The sequence below is a fragment of the Paenibacillus sp. FSL R7-0179 genome, assembly GCF_038002265.1.
GTDB lineage: Bacteria > Bacillota > Bacilli > Paenibacillales > Paenibacillaceae > Paenibacillus_AQ.
In genome coordinates, this window is the sequence record NZ_JBBOCC010000001.1 from 1,501,372 (window position 1) to 1,517,925 (window position 16,554).

The window sequence follows — 16,554 nt, forward strand, 5'->3', positions numbered from 1 at the left end:
ACTCGGTGGAGGGGCATAAGCCAAGTGAGATGACTTTACTGATATGTATTGCACGGGCGTCGCATACTTCAGATCTGGGACTTAAGGTGTCGGAGATCAGCCGTTTCCTGGGACTGACTCCGCCAACGGTAACCCAGCTGATTAACAGTCTTGAGGCCAAGCAGATGGTAGAACGGCAGGCTGATCCGTCTGACCGGAGGGTAGTGCGCATCAAGTTGACTGAACAGGGGAAAATAATTACCCGCAGGGCCAGGGATCATATGGACGCCACACTTAACCGGATGGTGGAGTATTTGGGTGAGGAAGAATCTGATCAACTGGCGGAACTGCTGCTGAAAGTCTATGCCTTTATGGAGGATAATCCTCCGCCTAATCTAGACCGGCTACAAATGAACGGAGATGAGAAGCATGATTAAATTAATGAAACAACTGAAGCCCTTCCGCTTGGCCATCGCAGGGGTATTGATTCTGGTATTCCTGCAATCCATGGGTGATTTGTATCTGCCTACCTTGATGAGCGACATTATCGACAAAGGAATTGTGGACGGAGACCAGCCTTATATCTGGAGAATCGGCGGCTTCATGCTGCTGGTGGCTGCTGGAGGTGTGCTATGCTCTATTATTGCCAGTTATCTGTCAGCCAGGGTGGCGGCAGGCTTCGGGAAGAATACCCGTTCCCGGGTCTTCAATCATGTAGAGAACTTTACGCTCCATGAATTCGATAAGCTGGGTACGGCCTCATTGATTACACGTACCACTAATGATATTACACAGGTTCAGACCGTCCTGACTATGATGCTCCGCATGATGGTCGGTGCCCCGATGATGATGATCGGCGGGATTATTATGGCGGTGTCAGAGGACGCCAAGCTCTCGCTGATCTTTGTAGTGGTGATTCCGCTGCTGGTCGGAGCGATATTTTTCATCGGAATGAAGGGCCTTCCGCTGTTCAAGGCGATCCAGATCAAGCTGGATAAATTAAATCTGGTACTGCGTGAGCACCTGACCGGTATCCGTGTCATCCGCTCCTTCAACCGGATTGAGCATGAGAACAGACGGTTCAGTGCGGCCAACCGCGACCTTACCGACACGGCGATTAAAGTCAACAAGGTAATGGCGGGGCTCATGCCGCTGATGATGATCGTCATGAACTTCTCGATGATTGCCATTCTGTATTACGGAGGAATCCGTATCGGAGACGGGGATCTGCAGGTCGGCTCCCTTATGGCTTTCATTCAGTATGCAATGCAGATCATGTTCTCGCTGATCATGGTATCGATGATGTTCGTGCTGATTCCAAGAGCTTCTGCCTCAGCGCTGCGCATTAATGAAGTGCTGGATATGCAGCCTGAGATTAAGGACCCTACCTCTGCGGAACTGAAGACTACGGCTACAGCTACACAAGGGGACGGCCGTGACGGATTGCGCGGGTATGTGGAGTTCGACAACGTATCCTTCGCTTATCCGGGTGCAGAGCAGGCAGCCTTGTCGGGCATTACCTTCAGTGCGCGTCCCGGTGAGATTACCGCCATTATCGGCGGAACGGGGTCAGGCAAGTCCACGCTGCTGAACATGATTCCTAGATTCTATGATGCAATAGAGGGTACGGTGAGTGTGGACGGTGTGGATGTCCGCCAGATGACGCAGGAGGATCTGCGGAGCAAGATTGGTTATATTCCGCAAAAAGCCGTGCTGTTCACCGGTACCATCAACGAGAATATCCGTTACGGTAAAGAGGATGCTACCGAGGAAGAAATTCTTCATGCCGCCAAGGTGGCACAGGCCTATGACTTCGTCACGGCGATGAAGGACGGCTTCGATTCAAGCATCTCCCAGGGGGGCGGCAACGTCTCCGGCGGCCAGAAGCAGCGCCTGTCGATCGCCCGTGCCCTCGTCCGCAAGCCGGAGGTATATCTGTTCGATGACAGCTTCTCCGCGCTGGACTTCAAGACCGATGCCAAGCTGCGTGCTGCGCTCAAGGAGGAGACCACGGAATCTACGGTCCTTATCGTCGCACAGCGGGTAAGCACGGTAATGGATGCAGACCGGATTATCGTACTGGATGAAGGTAAGATTGTCGGAATGGGCACGCACCGCGAGCTGCTGGACAACAATGAGGTGTACCGCGAGATTGTATCCTCGCAGCTGTCAGAGGAGGAAATAGCATGAGTGAGCAGAACAAAGCAGTCAAGCCGCCGCAGGGCGGCAGACACGGCGGCTTCGGCGGGGGGCCGGGCGGCGGTCCCGGCATGAGAATGCCGGCGGAGAAGGCGAAGGATTTCAAGGGCACCCTGCGCCGCCTGGTCCGGTATTTACGTCCGCGCCAGGTCCAGCTGTTGATTGTATTCGTGATGGCGATTGCCAGTACCGTATTCAGTATTTTCAGCCCCAAGGTCATGGGGAAGGCAACGACCAAGCTGTTCGAGGGCGCTTATGGCAAAATAATGGGCGTGCCTGGAGCTAAGATTGATTTTGGCTATGTGAATGATATTCTGATCCTGCTGGCAGGCCTGTATCTGTTCAGTGCGCTGTTCAGTTATATTCAGCAGTATGTAATGGCTGGTGTGGCACAGAAGGTTGTATACGATATGCGTGAGCAGATCAACAGCAAGCTGGAGCGGCTGCCGCTGAAATATTTCGATTCCCGGACCCACGGGGAGATTCTCAGCCGGGCGACCAATGATGTGGACAACATCAGTACCACCCTGCAGCAGAGCTTGACCCAGCTGATCACCTCCATTGTGACGATTGTCGGGGTTATTGTGATGATGCTGACGATCAGCCCGTGGCTGACTCTGATTACGATCGTTACGCTGCCGCTGAGCTTCGTGGTGATTATGCTGATCACCAAGCGCTCCCAGACCTATTTTGTCGGACAGCAGAAATCGCTGGGCCAGCTGAATGGACATGTGGAGGAGATGTATACCGGGCACCGGATTATCAAGGCTTTTGGACGGGAAAAGAACTCCCTGAAGGACTTCAATGCCATCAATGAGGACCTCTATAACTCCGGCTGGCGCTCCCAGTTCATCTCCGGGATTATTATGCCGCTGATGATGTTCATCGGGAACCTGGGGTATGTGCTGGTATGTGTGGTCGGCGGGATCTTCGTGACCAAAAAAGCAATCGATGTCGGTGACATCCAGGCGTTCATCCAGTATTCGCGCCAATTCACTATGCCGATTACGCAGACCGCGAATATTGCCAACATCATTCAATCAACCATCGCTTCGGCAGAACGTGTATTTGAACTGCTGGATGAGGAAGAGGAAGTTCCTGAAACGGCTGCTACACTGGCGAAACGTCCAGCAGATGCAGAAGAGGGCTCTGTGGAGTTCCGTCACGTGCAGTTCGGCTACAAGCCGGGTGAACTCCTGATTGAAGACATGAACATCGAGGTCAGTCCGGGACAGACCATCGCGATTGTAGGGCCAACCGGAGCCGGCAAAACCACGCTGATCAACCTGCTCATGCGCTTCTATGAGATCAGCGGCGGTGAGATTGTGATCGATGGGGTGAACATCACCGATATGAAGCGCAGCGAGCTGCGCAGCAAATTCGGTATGGTGCTCCAGGATACCTGGCTGTTCAACGGAACGATCCGCGATAATATCGCTTACGGCCGGGAAGGGGCTACGGAGGCTGATGTGGTGCGTGCAGCCAAGGCTGCGCATGCCGATCATTTCATCCGTACGCTGCCGCTCGGGTATGACACGATTCTGAATGAAGAGGCCTCCAACATCTCCCAGGGTCAAAAGCAGCTGCTTACCATCGCCCGGGCGATTCTGGCTGATCCGTCCATCCTTATTCTGGATGAAGCCACCAGCAGCGTAGATACGCGCACAGAGGTGCAGATCCAGAAGGCGATGAACACGCTGATGCACGGCAGAACGAGCTTCGTGATCGCTCACCGCCTGTCCACCATCAAGGACGCCGACCTGATCCTGGTGATGAACCAGGGCAGTGTCATCGAGAAGGGCACCCATGTGGAACTGCTGGAAGCCGGCGGCTTCTATGCCGATCTTTATAACAGCCAGTTCTCCGGGGATGATCTGCCGGACGCAGGCTGATCTGAGTTTGTAATAGAATAGTTCTACAGACAGCTGTATACCACAGCCGACTTTAACCAGCGTTCATGCAGAGCGTCTTCGGACATTCTCTGTATGAACGTTTTTTTGCACTCACTCACTGACTTACTCACTCATCAACCCACGCACCAACTCACCGCTTACCTTTGCCGCCACTCGATTCCACCAATCTAACTTTTCCTGCATATAATACAAATTTCCCCGCATCCAATTAGCCTAAATCTCAAATTGTTGCACAGAAAGCAGCATTCCTGCTCCATCCATAGGCTACTAATAAAAATTCCTGCATTTTGTGCAGCAATCCTCTAAATACCAGCTTGTCTGTGAGGGGGAAGTTGCAATTTCTGCAAGATTTCTATGCAGGGTTCAAGTCATAGTCTGTAGCCGCCTGTGTATTATATAGTAGTTTCCAGATTATACTAGAAATAGAGTGTGGAATTCCCCTGTGTCCACGGCATCTACGGCACAAGTACAGGCATTCCAGGGGGCAGTAACGGCAGTGATAACTTTAGTTGTTCTAAATTTCAGAAAAAAGATTTGCTTAAAATTTTCGGGGTATATATGATAAGGATATCAAAATGACCCGCGGCTCATTTTTTGGGCGGACGGATAGGAGAGAGGATGAAAGGTATGTCGGGCTACGGAAAATGGGTAGCAGGGAGCAAGACCAAATGGATCACGCTGCTGGTGTGGATTGTACTGGTTGGGGTGCTTACAATGCTATGGCCTTCGGTGAATTCGCAGGTTGCGGGCAATGCTTCCAATCTGCCGGAGGATTCACAGTCGGTGCGGGCATCGGCCGTTGCCGAGAGAGAATTTCCCGCCGGAAGCGGAGTGCCGGCACTGCTCGTGTGGCATCGTGACGGCGGAATCCCGGAGGAGGATCTCGTACATATAACCGCAGTATACAGCAAGCTTGAGCAGCAGCCTCTTGAGCATCAGAACTTCGTGCCGCCGCTGGGCAAGCTGCCGCCGCAAGCATTGCAGGCGTCCCTGTCGGAGGACCGGAGCACGCTCGTTACCCCGGTACTGTTCGACAAGACGGCAGACAGCGACCAGCTTGGGGAGTCGCTCAAGAGTCTGAAGGAGCTGGTCCGGACGGAGACGGGGACTGACCCGTCTGCCGCCAAGCCGGACAGCGGAGACTTAAGCCTGCGCGTATCCGGCCCGGTTGGAATCTCAGTAGATGCTACAGGGCTATTCAAGAATGCCGATGTATCGCTGCTGATTGCCACCGTCATTCTGGTGCTGGTCTTCCTGCTGCTGATCTACCGTTCACCTATCCTGGCGTTGATTCCGCTGGTTGCTGTAGGCTTTGCTTATGGCGTAACCAGCCCGGTGCTTGGTCTGATGGCCAAGGAAGGCTGGATTACGGTGGATTCGCAGGCGGTTTCGATTATGACGGTGCTGCTCTTCGGGGCAGGGACAGACTATTGCCTGTTCCTGATCTCGCGCTTCCGCCAGATGCTGAAGGTGGAGGAGAATAAGGGGCGTGCACTGCTGAGCGCCATTTCCCACTCCTCGGGGGCGATTGCGATGAGCGGCTTCACCGTAGTGCTGGCTCTCTTCGCTCTGCTGCTGGCCAAATACGGCGCGTACCACCGGTTTGCAGTGCCGTTCAGCGTCTCCATTCTGATTATGGGGGTAGCCAGTCTGACCCTGGTTCCGGCCTTGCTGGCGATCTTCGGACGGACCTCGTTCTTCCCATTCGTGCCGCGTACGCCGCAGATGGAAGCGGAGCGGGCTAAGGCCAAGGGCAAACCGGTGCCGCAGCCGCAGCCAGTACGCCGCAAGGGAATCAGATACCTGGTGGTATCCCGCCCGTGGGCCATTGTCGGAATTACAGTGGTGCTTTTGGGAGTGCTGGCCTCATTCTCCAGCGGAATTAAGTTCACTTACGATATTCTGTCGTCGTTCCCGAAGACTATGGAGTCGCGGGAAGGCTTCGACCTGATCGGCAAGCAATTCTCCCCCGGTGAGCTGGCCCCTGCCAAGCTGATGGTGGATACGGAAGGGTTATCCGGCGGAGAAGACCTGAAATCCGTGCTGAGCAGCCTATCCTATGTGGATGTGGTCTCAGACCCGCAGCAGGGTGCCGTCAACCCCAAGATTACTGCCTATGATATTGAGTTCAAGGACAATCCGTATTCAATTGAGGCGATGGACCATATCCCGGCACTACAGGCTACGGTTGAGTCGGCTCTGACGGAATCCGGGATTGAGAACGCGCAGGATAAGGTATGGATCAGCGGCCAGACTGCTACCCAGCACGATACCAAGGAGCTTGGAGAACGGGACACCGATCTGATCATACCGGTCGTTATCGGCCTGATTACGGTGCTGCTGCTGGTCTATCTCAGATCTGTCGTAGCCACAGTGTATCTGGTGGGGACGGTAATCCTGTCGTTCTTCTCAGCACTGGGCCTTGGCTGGATCATCATTCATTATGTGCTTGGAGCAGACGCGATACAAGGCTCCATTCCGCTGTATTCCTTCGTCTTCCTGGTGGCGCTCGGGGAGGATTACAACATCTTCATGATCTCGAATATCTGGAAAAAGCGGAAGCATATGCCTCTGAAGCAGGCGATTGCAGAAGGTGTGAATGAGACCGGCTCGGTCATCACCTCTGCCGGACTTATCCTGGCCGGTACGTTCGCCGTGCTGGCAAGCCTTCCGATTCAGGTGCTTGTCCAGTTCGGGATTATCACTGCGATCGGTGTCCTGCTGGATACCTTCGTTGTCCGTCCGTTTCTGGTCCCGGCCATCACCGTCCTCTTTGGCCGCGTAGCCTTCTGGCCGGGCAAGCATCAGGAGATCAGTGAAGCGTCTGCTTCGGATACACAGCAATAACAAAGCGGCTGTCACAAAAAGCCATGAAATGGCTTTTGTGACAGCTCTTTATTTTGTAGTAGGATCAACGTGAGCACTTGGGTGAACGCTGCGCGAACGGACCGTTGTTCCAATCGCTGTGCTCTCCAGATTTTTTTCATTCCCCTTAACGGTGAAAATCCGGAGACCAAGGCGACCGCTGCCGCTTTTCCACAATCGTTCCGTCCTCTCCGCTGTTTAAGCGGGAAAAGGTTCTTCAAATCTTTCTAAAATCACACAAAGAAACCTCTCTTTTGTTAAAATGGAGTTACCACACAACCATTTCAAAGGAGAGGTTTCTTTGTACATTCAATATACCATGGACCAACTTTGCTTGCCAATGGATCTGGAAGAAGATATCCCGAAAAATCACCTCGTTCGCGTCGTGAATGCTGCCGTCAACCGGCTGGACAACGCCATTTTTGACGCGGCCTATCCCGGCGGCGGCCGTGACAGCTACCATCCTAAAATGCTTACCAAAGTCATCATCTACGCATACACTCAGCGAATCTATTCGTCTCGCCAAATCGCCAAAGCGGTCCGGGAGAACATTCCCTTCATGTGGCTGGCCGGACGGCAGCGACCCGACTTCCGCACGCTGAATCGCTTCCGTTCCCAGCGGATGAGAAATGTCCTCGAAACGGTATTTACCGCCGTGCTTCAGTTTCTGGCTAACGAAAAATACGTGTCTCTGGAGCATTATTTTGTGGACGGCACTAAGATTGAGGCGAATGCCAATCGCTACACCTTTGTCTGGAGCAAAGCGGTCAGCAAACACAAAGCGAAACTGCAAGATAAGGTACAGGCCCTATTCGCTGACATTGACGTAGCGGAAGAGCAGGAAGAACAAAAGAACCAGGGCAAAGATCTGGCTGAACTCCGCACGGGTTCAGAAATGGACAGTGAGAAACTCGAACAAGCCATGCAAAAGCTTGAAGCTCAGCTTGCCGAAAAACCGAAAGACACGCCCCTAAAAAAGACGGTTCGGAAGTTGCGTAAGGATTTGCTCCCTCGACTGCAGAAGTACGAACAATATCAAAAGCTGCTTGGGGACCGTAACAGTTTCAGCAAGACCGATCCAGAGGCAACGTTTATGCGGATGAAAGAAGATCACATGCGAAATGGCCAACTGAAGCCAGGTTATAATCTACAGATCGGGACCGAAAACCAGTTTATTGTGGCCTACAGTCTCCATCAAAGACCGGGTGACACCCGCTGTTTAGAACCACATCTGGAAAAAACAAAGCAGTTCCTCGGGAAACTTCCAAAGACGGTCATTGCAGATGCCGGCTATGGAAGTGAAGAAAACTACGCCTATCTGGAAAAGAGCGAGATACAGGCCGTCGTGAAATACAGCACCTACCACAAAGAAAAGAGCAAAGCCTGGAAAGCCGACGTCGGAAAAATCGAGAACTGGACCTACGACGGATCCGAGGATCGTTGGACGTGTTTAGCTGGACACCCGCTGTATTTCCAACGAGAAAGCAAGGAAACCACAGAGAGTGGATACGAAATTAAGAAGCGTCACTACCAAAGTCAAAGCTGCGGAGGTTGTCCGCTAAAAGAAAACTGCACGAAGGGAAGCGGAAACCGGGAAATCGCAGTCAGTTTGGAGCGGCTTAGATACCAGAAACAGGCGAAAGAAATCCTCCGAAGCGAGGAAGGCTATCTATTGGCTGTACGTCGAATGACGGAGCCGGAAAGTGTATTTGGACAATTAAAGAATAACCGGGGCTTCCGGCGCTTTCTGCTTCGCGGCTTGGAAAAAGTGACGCTGGAGGTCGGTTGGCTTTCGCTCGCCCACAACCTGCTGAAGCAAGCAGCGAACGACCAGAAACGCAAAGGAGCGGTCCTCCAATAACGGAGAATCGCTCCTTTTTTTACTTGGTAAGCTTTGAAAAAGTTGCAGGTTTTGTTTCCACCTATAGAATATTTACTTTTGGGACAGCCCCTTTTGTTTAAAGATAATTTATATGCTTCGCGCTATAATTATCCATATCTTTGTAGCTGAATAGGTACCGTCCTCTAAAAGGACGGCAATGCCGTGTCCACTTGTATTATAGAAAACTACAGTTTCCTCCACTGTAAAAAGGTATGTACATTTGTGGATAAGAGTTCTTCGAAATGATACGTAGAGTGACTGTGATGCTGAATGTGACTGAAGGGACGCTTAAAACCGAATACAATAGGCTGTTATAGCGGCATATGAAGCGAATGTATGCGAAAAACAGCATACATTCGGTGCGCAAGCAGGCATATGGACCAAATGTATGCGAAAAACAGCATACATTGTGCTCGCAAGCAGGCGCATGGGCCAAATGTATGTGAAAAACAGCATACATTGTGCTCGCAAGCAGGCATATGGTCCAAATGTATGTGAAAAACAGCATACATTGTGCTCGCAAGCAGGCATATGAAGCGAATGTATGCGAAAAACAGCATACATTGTGCTCGCGTGAAGGTAATTTAATTTATATGTTCGCGCTATAAATTATGCTTCTATTTCTCGCCGAAACGGTACCGTCCTTTAAAAGGACGGCAAAGCTGTTTCCACTTGTTGAGAAGGACACCAAAGCTATGAGCTACGCTGTACACACAGCATATACATAGTATGTCTCACAAGAATCTTATCCTTCACGCAGAAAAGAGGACCGTCCTAAACGGCCGGCCTCTCCACTAAGTGCTGCTTAAGAAGCAGACTAGTCAGCCTGAACGTCCGGAGTGCGGCTGTGCACCAGCTCGTACTTGTCGAGCGAGGAACCGACAATAGCTTCGTTCCGGCCGGCACCGCGGTGCGAGTCCCGGAAGGCGGGACTGGAGGTCCAGCCGTTCAATGCTTCCTCATTCTCCCACACAGTGCAGATCTTCAGCTCTTCCACGCCTTCCTTAGGCGCGCCGTGCCACACCTCCATGCGGATGAAGCCGGGGATGCTCTGCACCCCGTTATCTGCGCTGAACCGGGAGGCCAGCGCTTCACCATGCCCTTCCTTGATCTTAATCGTATTGGTAACTACCAGCATGCCAAGTCCTCCTTGTAGGGCTTTACTTTACATAAAGACTGTCTTTATTGCGGATTCGTGGTCCAGATGCCTGCGGTCTTCAGGAAGACGCGGTCAGGCAGCTTAAGCGCAGCCAGCGTCAGCTCGGCCACATCCTCCGGCTGCATCATCCGGTCCTCGTCCCCGATCTTAAGACCCGCATCGGAAGCAAGGCCTGTATTCACGGTGCTTGGGGTTAGCGCTACGACACGGATATTATGCTTGCGTACCTCCATCGCCAGTGACTCCGTCATGCCCATGAGAGCAAACTTGGAGGCACAGTAGGCGGAGCCTGTGGCGAAGCCGCGTTCTCCTGCGGTGGAGGAGATGTTGATGATATTGCCGCCCGAACGCTCAATCATCGCAGGCAGTGCCGCGCGGGTCACATAGTATGCCCCGAACAGGTTGATCTGCATATGCCGTTCCCAGTCTGCCGGGTCCATCTCCAGGAACGTGCCGAACTGGGCGATCCCGGCGTTGTTAATAAGCGCGTCGAAGGGCCCGAGATCCTTCTGCAGCGCCACTACTGCCCGCTCTGCTTCTTCACGGACTGCAATATCGGCCACGGCGATACTGACCTTGATGTCGTACACCTCAGTCAGCGCCGCCTTCAGTGCCTCCAGATCCGCAGAGGTTCTGGAGATCAGCCCCAGGTTGGCGCCTTCCTTAGCCAGCGCCATAGCGAGCGCCTTGCCGATTCCCTTGCCTGCACCTGTAATGACAATACTGGTTCCTCTCAAATCCATAACCTGTCGTCACGCTCCTTGTATATAGAATGAAGGGTAATTCTAGAAGATACTGTCTATTATACCTGAGCGGCCGGGCACAATCACGCCGGAGCCGCAGCTCCGGCAGTGCAGGCTGCTGGCCCAGGCCCCCCCGTACCGCTAATGTCCCGCAGCGACAGGTCTTCCTTCTTTAGTCTTCCGGCGTAATTGTCTTAAGCGGCACGGTTGCCGGACCTTCGAGTACATCGCCTTCATAGGAGAAGCGGGAGCCGTGGCAGGGGCAATCCCAGGAGCGCTCGGCGTTATTCCATTCGCATTCACAGCCCATGTGTGTACAGGTTCTGTCGACAAGATGCAATTGGCCCTCAGGGTCGCGGTAGGCACCAATGCGTTTGCCGTCATGGAAGACAACAGCCCCCTGATCCGGCTCCAGATCCTTTGTCTTGGTGTGTACAATCTCCACTTTTCCGGCGACCAGCTCCTTGGCAACCGAGAGGTTCTGCACAATGAAGTTCTTGATGGCGGGCACCGCCTTGAAGCGTGAGGGATCATATAGCCCGGTGTAGGGGGTACTGCTCCCCAGAATGCCGTCTGCGATCAGGCGGGCAGCCACGGTTCCGTTCGTCATGCCCCACTTCCCGAAGCCGGTGGCGATATAGATCTCCTCGTCCTCCGCGCGCTTGCCGATATAGGGAACCCGGTCCAGCGTGATCAGATCCTGGGTGGACCAGCGGAACGGAATACTGCGGATGCCCAACAGCTTCCCGGCGAACCGCTCCAGATTCTCATAGTGGCCGAATGTACAGATGCCTTGGCCAGTCTTATGGTTCTCCCCGCCGGCGATGACCAGCTTCCTGTCTCCCCACTCCACGGCCCGCAGCGAACGGGTCGGTTCACCGGCACTCAGATACATGCCGCCCTCATAATCCGTCTCCGGCTCGAATGCCAGGCAGTAGGAGCGTTCGGCATGCAGCCGCGAGAAGTAGAGGGACCCGCCGTCATAGAAGGGGAAGTGGGAAGCCGACACGGCATGGCGGCAACGGATCTGGAACTTCTCTCCCTCGGTATGCAGGGTTATCTGTCCGTCCGTATCGACCTTCTCCCCGATCATCGTATGCTCAAATACGGTGCCGCCCCTGTCCAGAACCGCCTGCAGCAGCCCCTTCAGATACTCCAGCGGATGAAAACGGGCCTGATCCGGCATCCGGATGGCCCCGCCCGCGCCCAGCGGCAGGGGGACCTGATCCAGCCACTCTCCGGGCAGTCTCAGCTTGCCATAAGCCTCGAATTCCTTATTCAACGCCTTGAGTGTCTTCTCGTCGCCTTGATCCGCATACAGATAGGCAGCCTCCCGCTTCATCCCGCAGGACAGGTCCAGCTCCTCCGCTGTGGCAATCATCCACTCCATGGCCTCGCTGTTCGACTGATAATACATCCGGGCCTGCTCCTCGCCGAAATGCTTCACCAGATCATGATAGATCATACCGTGCTGGGCGGAGATTTTGGCACTGGTATAGCCGGTAGCCCCGCCGAGGATCTGCCCGGCTTCAAGCAGTGTGACCTTATATCCGGCCTGGGACAGCAGATAAGCGGTAGTAATCCCGGTAATTCCTGCCCCTACAATAGCTACGTCTGTGACATGATCTTCCGCTAGTCTCGGAAAAGACGGCCGCCCGGTGCTGCCTACCCATAACGATTCCGGAAATTGCGGAAGACCTTGCGAACGGGGCTCCTGTGTATTCATAGTCTAGTCCCTCCTAAGTAATGATCCATTTCATTTATTACCACTCTTCCGTGAAAAGAAACGCTCCGCTTCCCCGGCAGGTGCATGAAAACCGCCAGAAAGTGCCAACCTATGAAGAAATCACAATCACTCATCACGTAAGGAGCATTCAAATGGCGGGTGTGCTAGAGTACCGGGATATGCCCTTCAGCCCTAGGCTGGCAGATAATATGGACATTATCAAAAAAATATACAGTGATTCCTCAGATGTCAAAACCAGAACCTTCCCGCTCGCCGGCCAGGCAGACGCCTTCCTGATGTATATTGACGGAATGGTTAACCAATCCCTTCTGGATCTGCATGTTCTGGCCCCGCTGCTGGAGCCCCAGGCTAATTCGGCCAAGGTTGATTTTGCCTATATATGCTCAGTCGTCACTACCAGCCAGGTTGTCATCGCTACCAGCTTCAACGATCTGCTGCACTATATTTCTAATGGAAGCGTCGCACTGCTCGTCGATCAGCTGCCGTTCGGCATTGCTTTCTGCTTGCCTGGCTGGCAACAGCGCAGCATCGAGGAGCCTGCAGCAGAATCCATCATTCGCGGGCCGCGTGAAGGCTTCACGGAGACGCTGGGGGTCAACACCTCCATGCTGCGCCGCAAAATTAAAGATCCTTCGCTGAAGCTAACTCCGATTCAGGTCGGCCGTTACACGAAGACGACAGTCATCATTGCCCATATCGAAGGCGTGGCCAATCATTCGCTGGTGGAGGAGGTCAGAACCCGCATTGAGAAAATTGACATCGACGGCGTGCTGGAAAGCGGCTATATCGAGGGTCTGATTGAAGACCACCCGTATTCGCCATTTCCGCAGATTCAAGTCACCGAACGTCCCGATGTGGTCAGCGCTGCCCTGCTGGAGGGGAGAATCGGCATTATGGTGGACGGCACACCCTTCTGCCTCATTGCACCAACGACCTTTTTCTCCATGCTGCAATCGCCGGAGGACTATTATCAGCGCTTCATCATCAGCACCTTCATCCGCTGGCTGAGATTTCTGTTCCTGTTCACTTCGCTGCTGCTGCCCTCGCTGTATGTGGCGGTGCTGACATTCCATCAGGAGATGGTGCCCCCTTCGCTGCTGCTTAGCATTGCGAAATCAAGGGAGAATATTCCGTTCCCCGCACTGATCGAGGCGCTGCTGATGGAGATCTCCTTCGAGGCGCTGCGTGAAGCCGGTGTACGCCTGCCTAAGCAGGTGGGGTCCGCAGTCAGCATCGTCGGCGCGCTGGTCATCGGGCAGGCTGCCACCTCAGCAGGGCTCGTATCCTCCCCAATGGTTATGGTTGTGGCGATTACCGGTATCGCCTCCTTTCTGCTGCCGCAATACAGCGCTGGTATTGCCATTCGGCTGTTACGTTTTCCCATTATGTTCTTGTCGGGGATGTTCGGTCTTCTAGGCCTGATGCTTGGCGTCATCGCCATCATTATTCATCTGTGCAGCATCCGTTCGCTTGGCGTACCCTATCTGCAGCCCCTTGCGCCGATGAAATGGAGTGAAATGCTGGATACGCTCATGCGCGGGCCCATCTGGAGTAACCGCAAGCGGCCGAGCTTAACCGGACGCCGAAAAACAATCCGGCAGTCCTCCTTCGACCGTCCCCGGCCAGGAGAGGAAGGATCTTCCCCATGAGCCGGCGCACGCGACTTACTTCAGCTGTGCTGGCTGCCCTGGTATTGGCCCCCCTGCTCGGAGGCTGCTGGGACCGCAAGGAGGTGAACGACCTGGCGCTTGTCACAGGTCTGGCCATTGACCAGCGTGATGATGACCTTATTGAGGTTAGTGTTCAAATCTTTATTCCTCAAGACTCCTCGCAGGGCGATCAGAGCAGCGGGGAGGCTACAGGGGGAATAGGCACGACCTTTGTTCAGACAGCCTCCGGCTCCAATATTGCCGATGCGCTCGCCCAGCTGCAGACGAAGTTCTCACGCAGGATATTCTGGGGGCACACCGCGGTATATATATTTGGCGAAGACAAGACGAAGCAAGGAGTGAAGAATGAGCTGGACTACCTTATGCGGGATACAGAACCGCGCGAGCGCTCCTTTATCTTCGTCAGCAAAGGAAGGGCGAGGGAGATTTTGGAGAAGCACTCCGTGCTGGAGCGTAATACGTCTGAGGTTCTGCGCGAGATGGCTCTCAACAAAACAAGCATCAGCTCGACCATGGCCCATTTGATGGAGATGCTGGAGGACGAGAGTAAGACTGCCCTGCTGCCCTGGGTGGATATACTGCAGACCCCTCATCAGAACGACCAGACCAAGGGCATCGGCTATATTGATGGAACGGCAATCCTGTATAAAGGCAGGTTAATCGGTGTAGCCAACAACCGTGTATCGCGGGGCATTCTGTGGGCCGTTGATAAAATGGATAATGCGATCATAACGATACGTCCGGAGCATTCAGAGGGTACTTTGTCCGTTCAATTGCTGCGAAATCGCACCTTCCTTGAACCCGTCTATACAAACGGCGAATGGTCCGTTACGATTCATGTCTCATGCAAAAATCAACTGATTCAAAACACAACGGGGATTAATATCGCTCAAAGCGCTGCCAGCTTGAGCAGTATTGAGAAGCAGCTTGAGCATAATATAGAAGAGCGTATTCATCTGGCAGTGGATGAGGCACGGAACAAATATAAAGCCGATATTTTCAATATTGCAGGTGCGTTCCACCGGAAATATCCGCAGCTGTGGAAGAAACACGAGAAGGAATGGGACACTATTTTCCCGACAATCAAGTTTGCGGTACAAGCCAAGGCCTCCATTCTGCGACCCGGCATGTTCAACACCCAACAATCCAATTAGAGGAGCAGCCTTCATGAGCAAGGAGAAAATCAGCGGCAATCAGGTGTTTTGGCTGATTTCCACCATGCAGATTGGCATGACCATTCTGCTCACCATCAATCCTACCATTGCCATCGCCAAGCAGGACGCCTGGATATCCATATTGCTGTCCACGCTGTTCTCGACAGGTCTGGCCTACGTGCTGACCCGTATCAGCTTAATGTATCCAGGTGAATCCCTGATTACCTACGCGCCGAAAATCTTGGGCAAGATTCTGGGGCATATCGTTATTTTGCTGTATGTCGTGTATTGGATCATTGTGCTGGCGATTATTTTGCGGCAATATGGGGATTTCATGATTGGGACGATTCTTCAGCTGACACCGGTTATCGTCCCCATTATCGGCATGCTCATTATAGCGGCGTATGTATCCTTCGCCGGCATCGAGGTGCTGGCAAGATGCAGTGAGGTGCTGGGACCGCTCATCCTGCTTGGTATTATGGTGCCGCTGCTGCTCAATATTTCACAGATCCAAGTCAATAACCTGCTGCCGGTTCTGGCTGATAACAGCTTGTCAGTGCTGGTGCAGGGGGCGCTGCCAACCGCGTCATTTCTGGGAGACAACATTCTGCTCATGATGGTCCTCCCCTTTCTTGCTCATCCGCGTGATGGCATGAAAGGGGCGGTGATCGGCTCAGTGGTGGCCGGACTTTTCACGATGCTGTCTGCAATGCAGTGTATTGCAATCTTCAGCCATTCAACCGCGTCCAGACAAAGCTATCCGTTTCTTAATCTGGTGCGCTTCGTCTCCTTTGGCTTCCTGCAGAATTTAGATGCCATTGTTATAGCAATTTGGATTATGGGGATTTTCATTAAAATATCACTGTATTTGTTTGCAGCCTCATACGGAAGTGCGCAATGGTTCGGCATCAAGCGTTGGCGCATTGTCATCTTTATCGCGGCTCCCATAGCACTGGTGCTCTCCATGTTGCCGCGCAACTTTGTGGATAGCTCGATTCTCTTTCCCAAGCTGGTGGCTGTGCCGTTCAACCTTCCTGTCCTCTTCATCCTGCTGCCACTGCTGCTATGGATCGTGGGCTCTATCCGCAACAGAAAGATGAAGAAGAAGGGCAGACAGCAGCCTAAGGCCAGTTAGTAAGCGAAGCTGTGATAGGAGCGAGTGCTTCCGGGCTGAACGTACATCGCATTGGACAGGTCTTGGGGTCTGCCGCATTGACGCTTCTGGCATCAGGACTTATACTTG

Annotated in this window: 11 protein-coding genes; 8 read left to right on the forward strand and 3 right to left on the reverse strand. The window is 53.3% G+C overall.

Annotation, left to right across the window (positions count from 1 at the left end; translation table 11 throughout):
- Positions 1-29 precede the first annotated feature (29 nt).
- From MKX63_RS06610 to MKX63_RS06630, 5 genes are all read left to right on the forward strand, one after another.
- Complete coding sequence (locus MKX63_RS06610; protein WP_339251986.1) at positions 30-416, forward strand: MarR family winged helix-turn-helix transcriptional regulator; 387 nt, start codon at positions 30-32, stop codon at positions 414-416.
- On the forward strand, positions 409-2,169 hold the full coding sequence (locus tag MKX63_RS06615) for an ABC transporter ATP-binding protein (protein ID WP_341016058.1): 1,761 nt from the start codon (positions 409-411) through the stop codon (positions 2,167-2,169). The genes MKX63_RS06610 and MKX63_RS06615 overlap by 8 nt, the downstream gene beginning before the upstream one ends.
- Positions 2,166-4,070 carry an ABC transporter ATP-binding protein gene (locus MKX63_RS06620; RefSeq protein WP_341016059.1) on the forward strand — a complete coding sequence of 635 codons (1,905 nt, stop codon included), beginning with the start codon at positions 2,166-2,168 and terminating at the stop codon, positions 4,068-4,070. Before MKX63_RS06615 ends, MKX63_RS06620 begins: the two co-directional genes overlap by 4 nt.
- Positions 4,071-4,709: 639 nt before the next feature.
- On the forward strand, positions 4,710-6,938 hold the full coding sequence (locus MKX63_RS06625; RefSeq protein ID WP_341016061.1) for an MMPL family transporter: 2,229 nt from the start codon (positions 4,710-4,712) through the stop codon (positions 6,936-6,938).
- 319 nt (positions 6,939-7,257) lie between these two features.
- On the forward strand, positions 7,258-8,817 hold the full coding sequence (locus tag MKX63_RS06630) for an IS1182 family transposase (RefSeq protein WP_341016062.1): 1,560 nt from the start codon (positions 7,258-7,260) through the stop codon (positions 8,815-8,817).
- Positions 8,818-9,655: 838 nt separating this feature from the next.
- On the opposite strand, the gene MKX63_RS06635 is transcribed toward MKX63_RS06630, so the two are convergent.
- From MKX63_RS06635 to MKX63_RS06645, 3 genes are all read right to left on the reverse strand, one after another.
- Positions 9,656-9,976, reverse strand: coding sequence for an antibiotic biosynthesis monooxygenase (locus tag MKX63_RS06635; RefSeq protein WP_341016063.1), 321 nt, complete (start codon positions 9,974-9,976; stop codon positions 9,656-9,658).
- A gap of 44 nt (positions 9,977-10,020) precedes the next feature.
- Positions 10,021-10,740 (reverse strand): 3-ketoacyl-ACP reductase, encoded by a 720-nt coding sequence (locus MKX63_RS06640; RefSeq protein ID WP_341016064.1) that lies wholly within the window; start codon positions 10,738-10,740, stop codon positions 10,021-10,023.
- Positions 10,741-10,912: 172 nt separating this feature from the next.
- A complete protein-coding gene (locus MKX63_RS06645; protein ID WP_341016066.1) occupies positions 10,913-12,466 on the reverse strand; it encodes an FAD-dependent oxidoreductase in 1,554 nt (517 codons plus the stop codon).
- 152 nt (positions 12,467-12,618) lie between these two features.
- Here MKX63_RS06645 and MKX63_RS06650 point away from each other — a divergent pair, with 152 nt between their 5' ends.
- Genes MKX63_RS06650 through MKX63_RS06660 form a run of 3 tightly spaced genes read left to right on the forward strand, consistent with a single transcriptional unit; the run spans position 12,619 to position 16,446 of the window.
- Positions 12,619-14,136 carry a spore germination protein gene (locus MKX63_RS06650; protein ID WP_341016067.1) on the forward strand — a complete coding sequence of 506 codons (1,518 nt, stop codon included), beginning with the start codon at positions 12,619-12,621 and terminating at the stop codon, positions 14,134-14,136.
- Positions 14,133-15,311, forward strand: coding sequence for a Ger(x)C family spore germination protein (locus MKX63_RS06655; RefSeq protein WP_341016068.1), 1,179 nt, complete (start codon positions 14,133-14,135; stop codon positions 15,309-15,311). Before MKX63_RS06650 ends, MKX63_RS06655 begins: the two co-directional genes overlap by 4 nt.
- Before the next feature lie 13 nt (positions 15,312-15,324).
- Positions 15,325-16,446: a GerAB/ArcD/ProY family transporter gene (locus tag MKX63_RS06660; RefSeq protein ID WP_341016069.1), complete on the forward strand. Its 1,122-nt coding sequence runs from the start codon at positions 15,325-15,327 to the stop codon at positions 16,444-16,446.
- The last annotated feature ends 108 nt before the right edge of the window (positions 16,447-16,554 follow it).

Excerpts from the sequence above, each read along its gene's own strand:
- MKX63_RS06610 (WP_339251986.1), top strand. The coding sequence starts at position 30 with ATGACTTTACTGATATGTATTGCACGGGCGTCGCATACTTCAGATCTG.
- MKX63_RS06615 (WP_341016058.1), top strand. The coding sequence starts at position 409 with ATGATTAAATTAATGAAACAACTGAAGCCCTTCCGCTTGGCCATCGCA.
- MKX63_RS06620 (WP_341016059.1), top strand. The coding sequence starts at position 2,166 with ATGAGTGAGCAGAACAAAGCAGTCAAGCCGCCGCAGGGCGGCAGACAC.
- MKX63_RS06625 (WP_341016061.1), top strand. The coding sequence starts at position 4,710 with ATGAAAGGTATGTCGGGCTACGGAAAATGGGTAGCAGGGAGCAAGACC.
- MKX63_RS06635 (WP_341016063.1), bottom strand. The coding sequence starts at position 9,976 with ATGCTGGTAGTTACCAATACGATTAAGATCAAGGAAGGGCATGGTGAA.
- MKX63_RS06640 (WP_341016064.1), bottom strand. The coding sequence starts at position 10,740 with ATGGATTTGAGAGGAACCAGTATTGTCATTACAGGTGCAGGCAAGGGA.
- MKX63_RS06645 (WP_341016066.1), bottom strand. The coding sequence starts at position 12,466 with ATGAATACACAGGAGCCCCGTTCGCAAGGTCTTCCGCAATTTCCGGAA.
- MKX63_RS06650 (WP_341016067.1), top strand. The coding sequence starts at position 12,619 with ATGGCGGGTGTGCTAGAGTACCGGGATATGCCCTTCAGCCCTAGGCTG.
- MKX63_RS06655 (WP_341016068.1), top strand. The coding sequence starts at position 14,133 with ATGAGCCGGCGCACGCGACTTACTTCAGCTGTGCTGGCTGCCCTGGTA.
- MKX63_RS06660 (WP_341016069.1), top strand. The coding sequence starts at position 15,325 with ATGAGCAAGGAGAAAATCAGCGGCAATCAGGTGTTTTGGCTGATTTCC.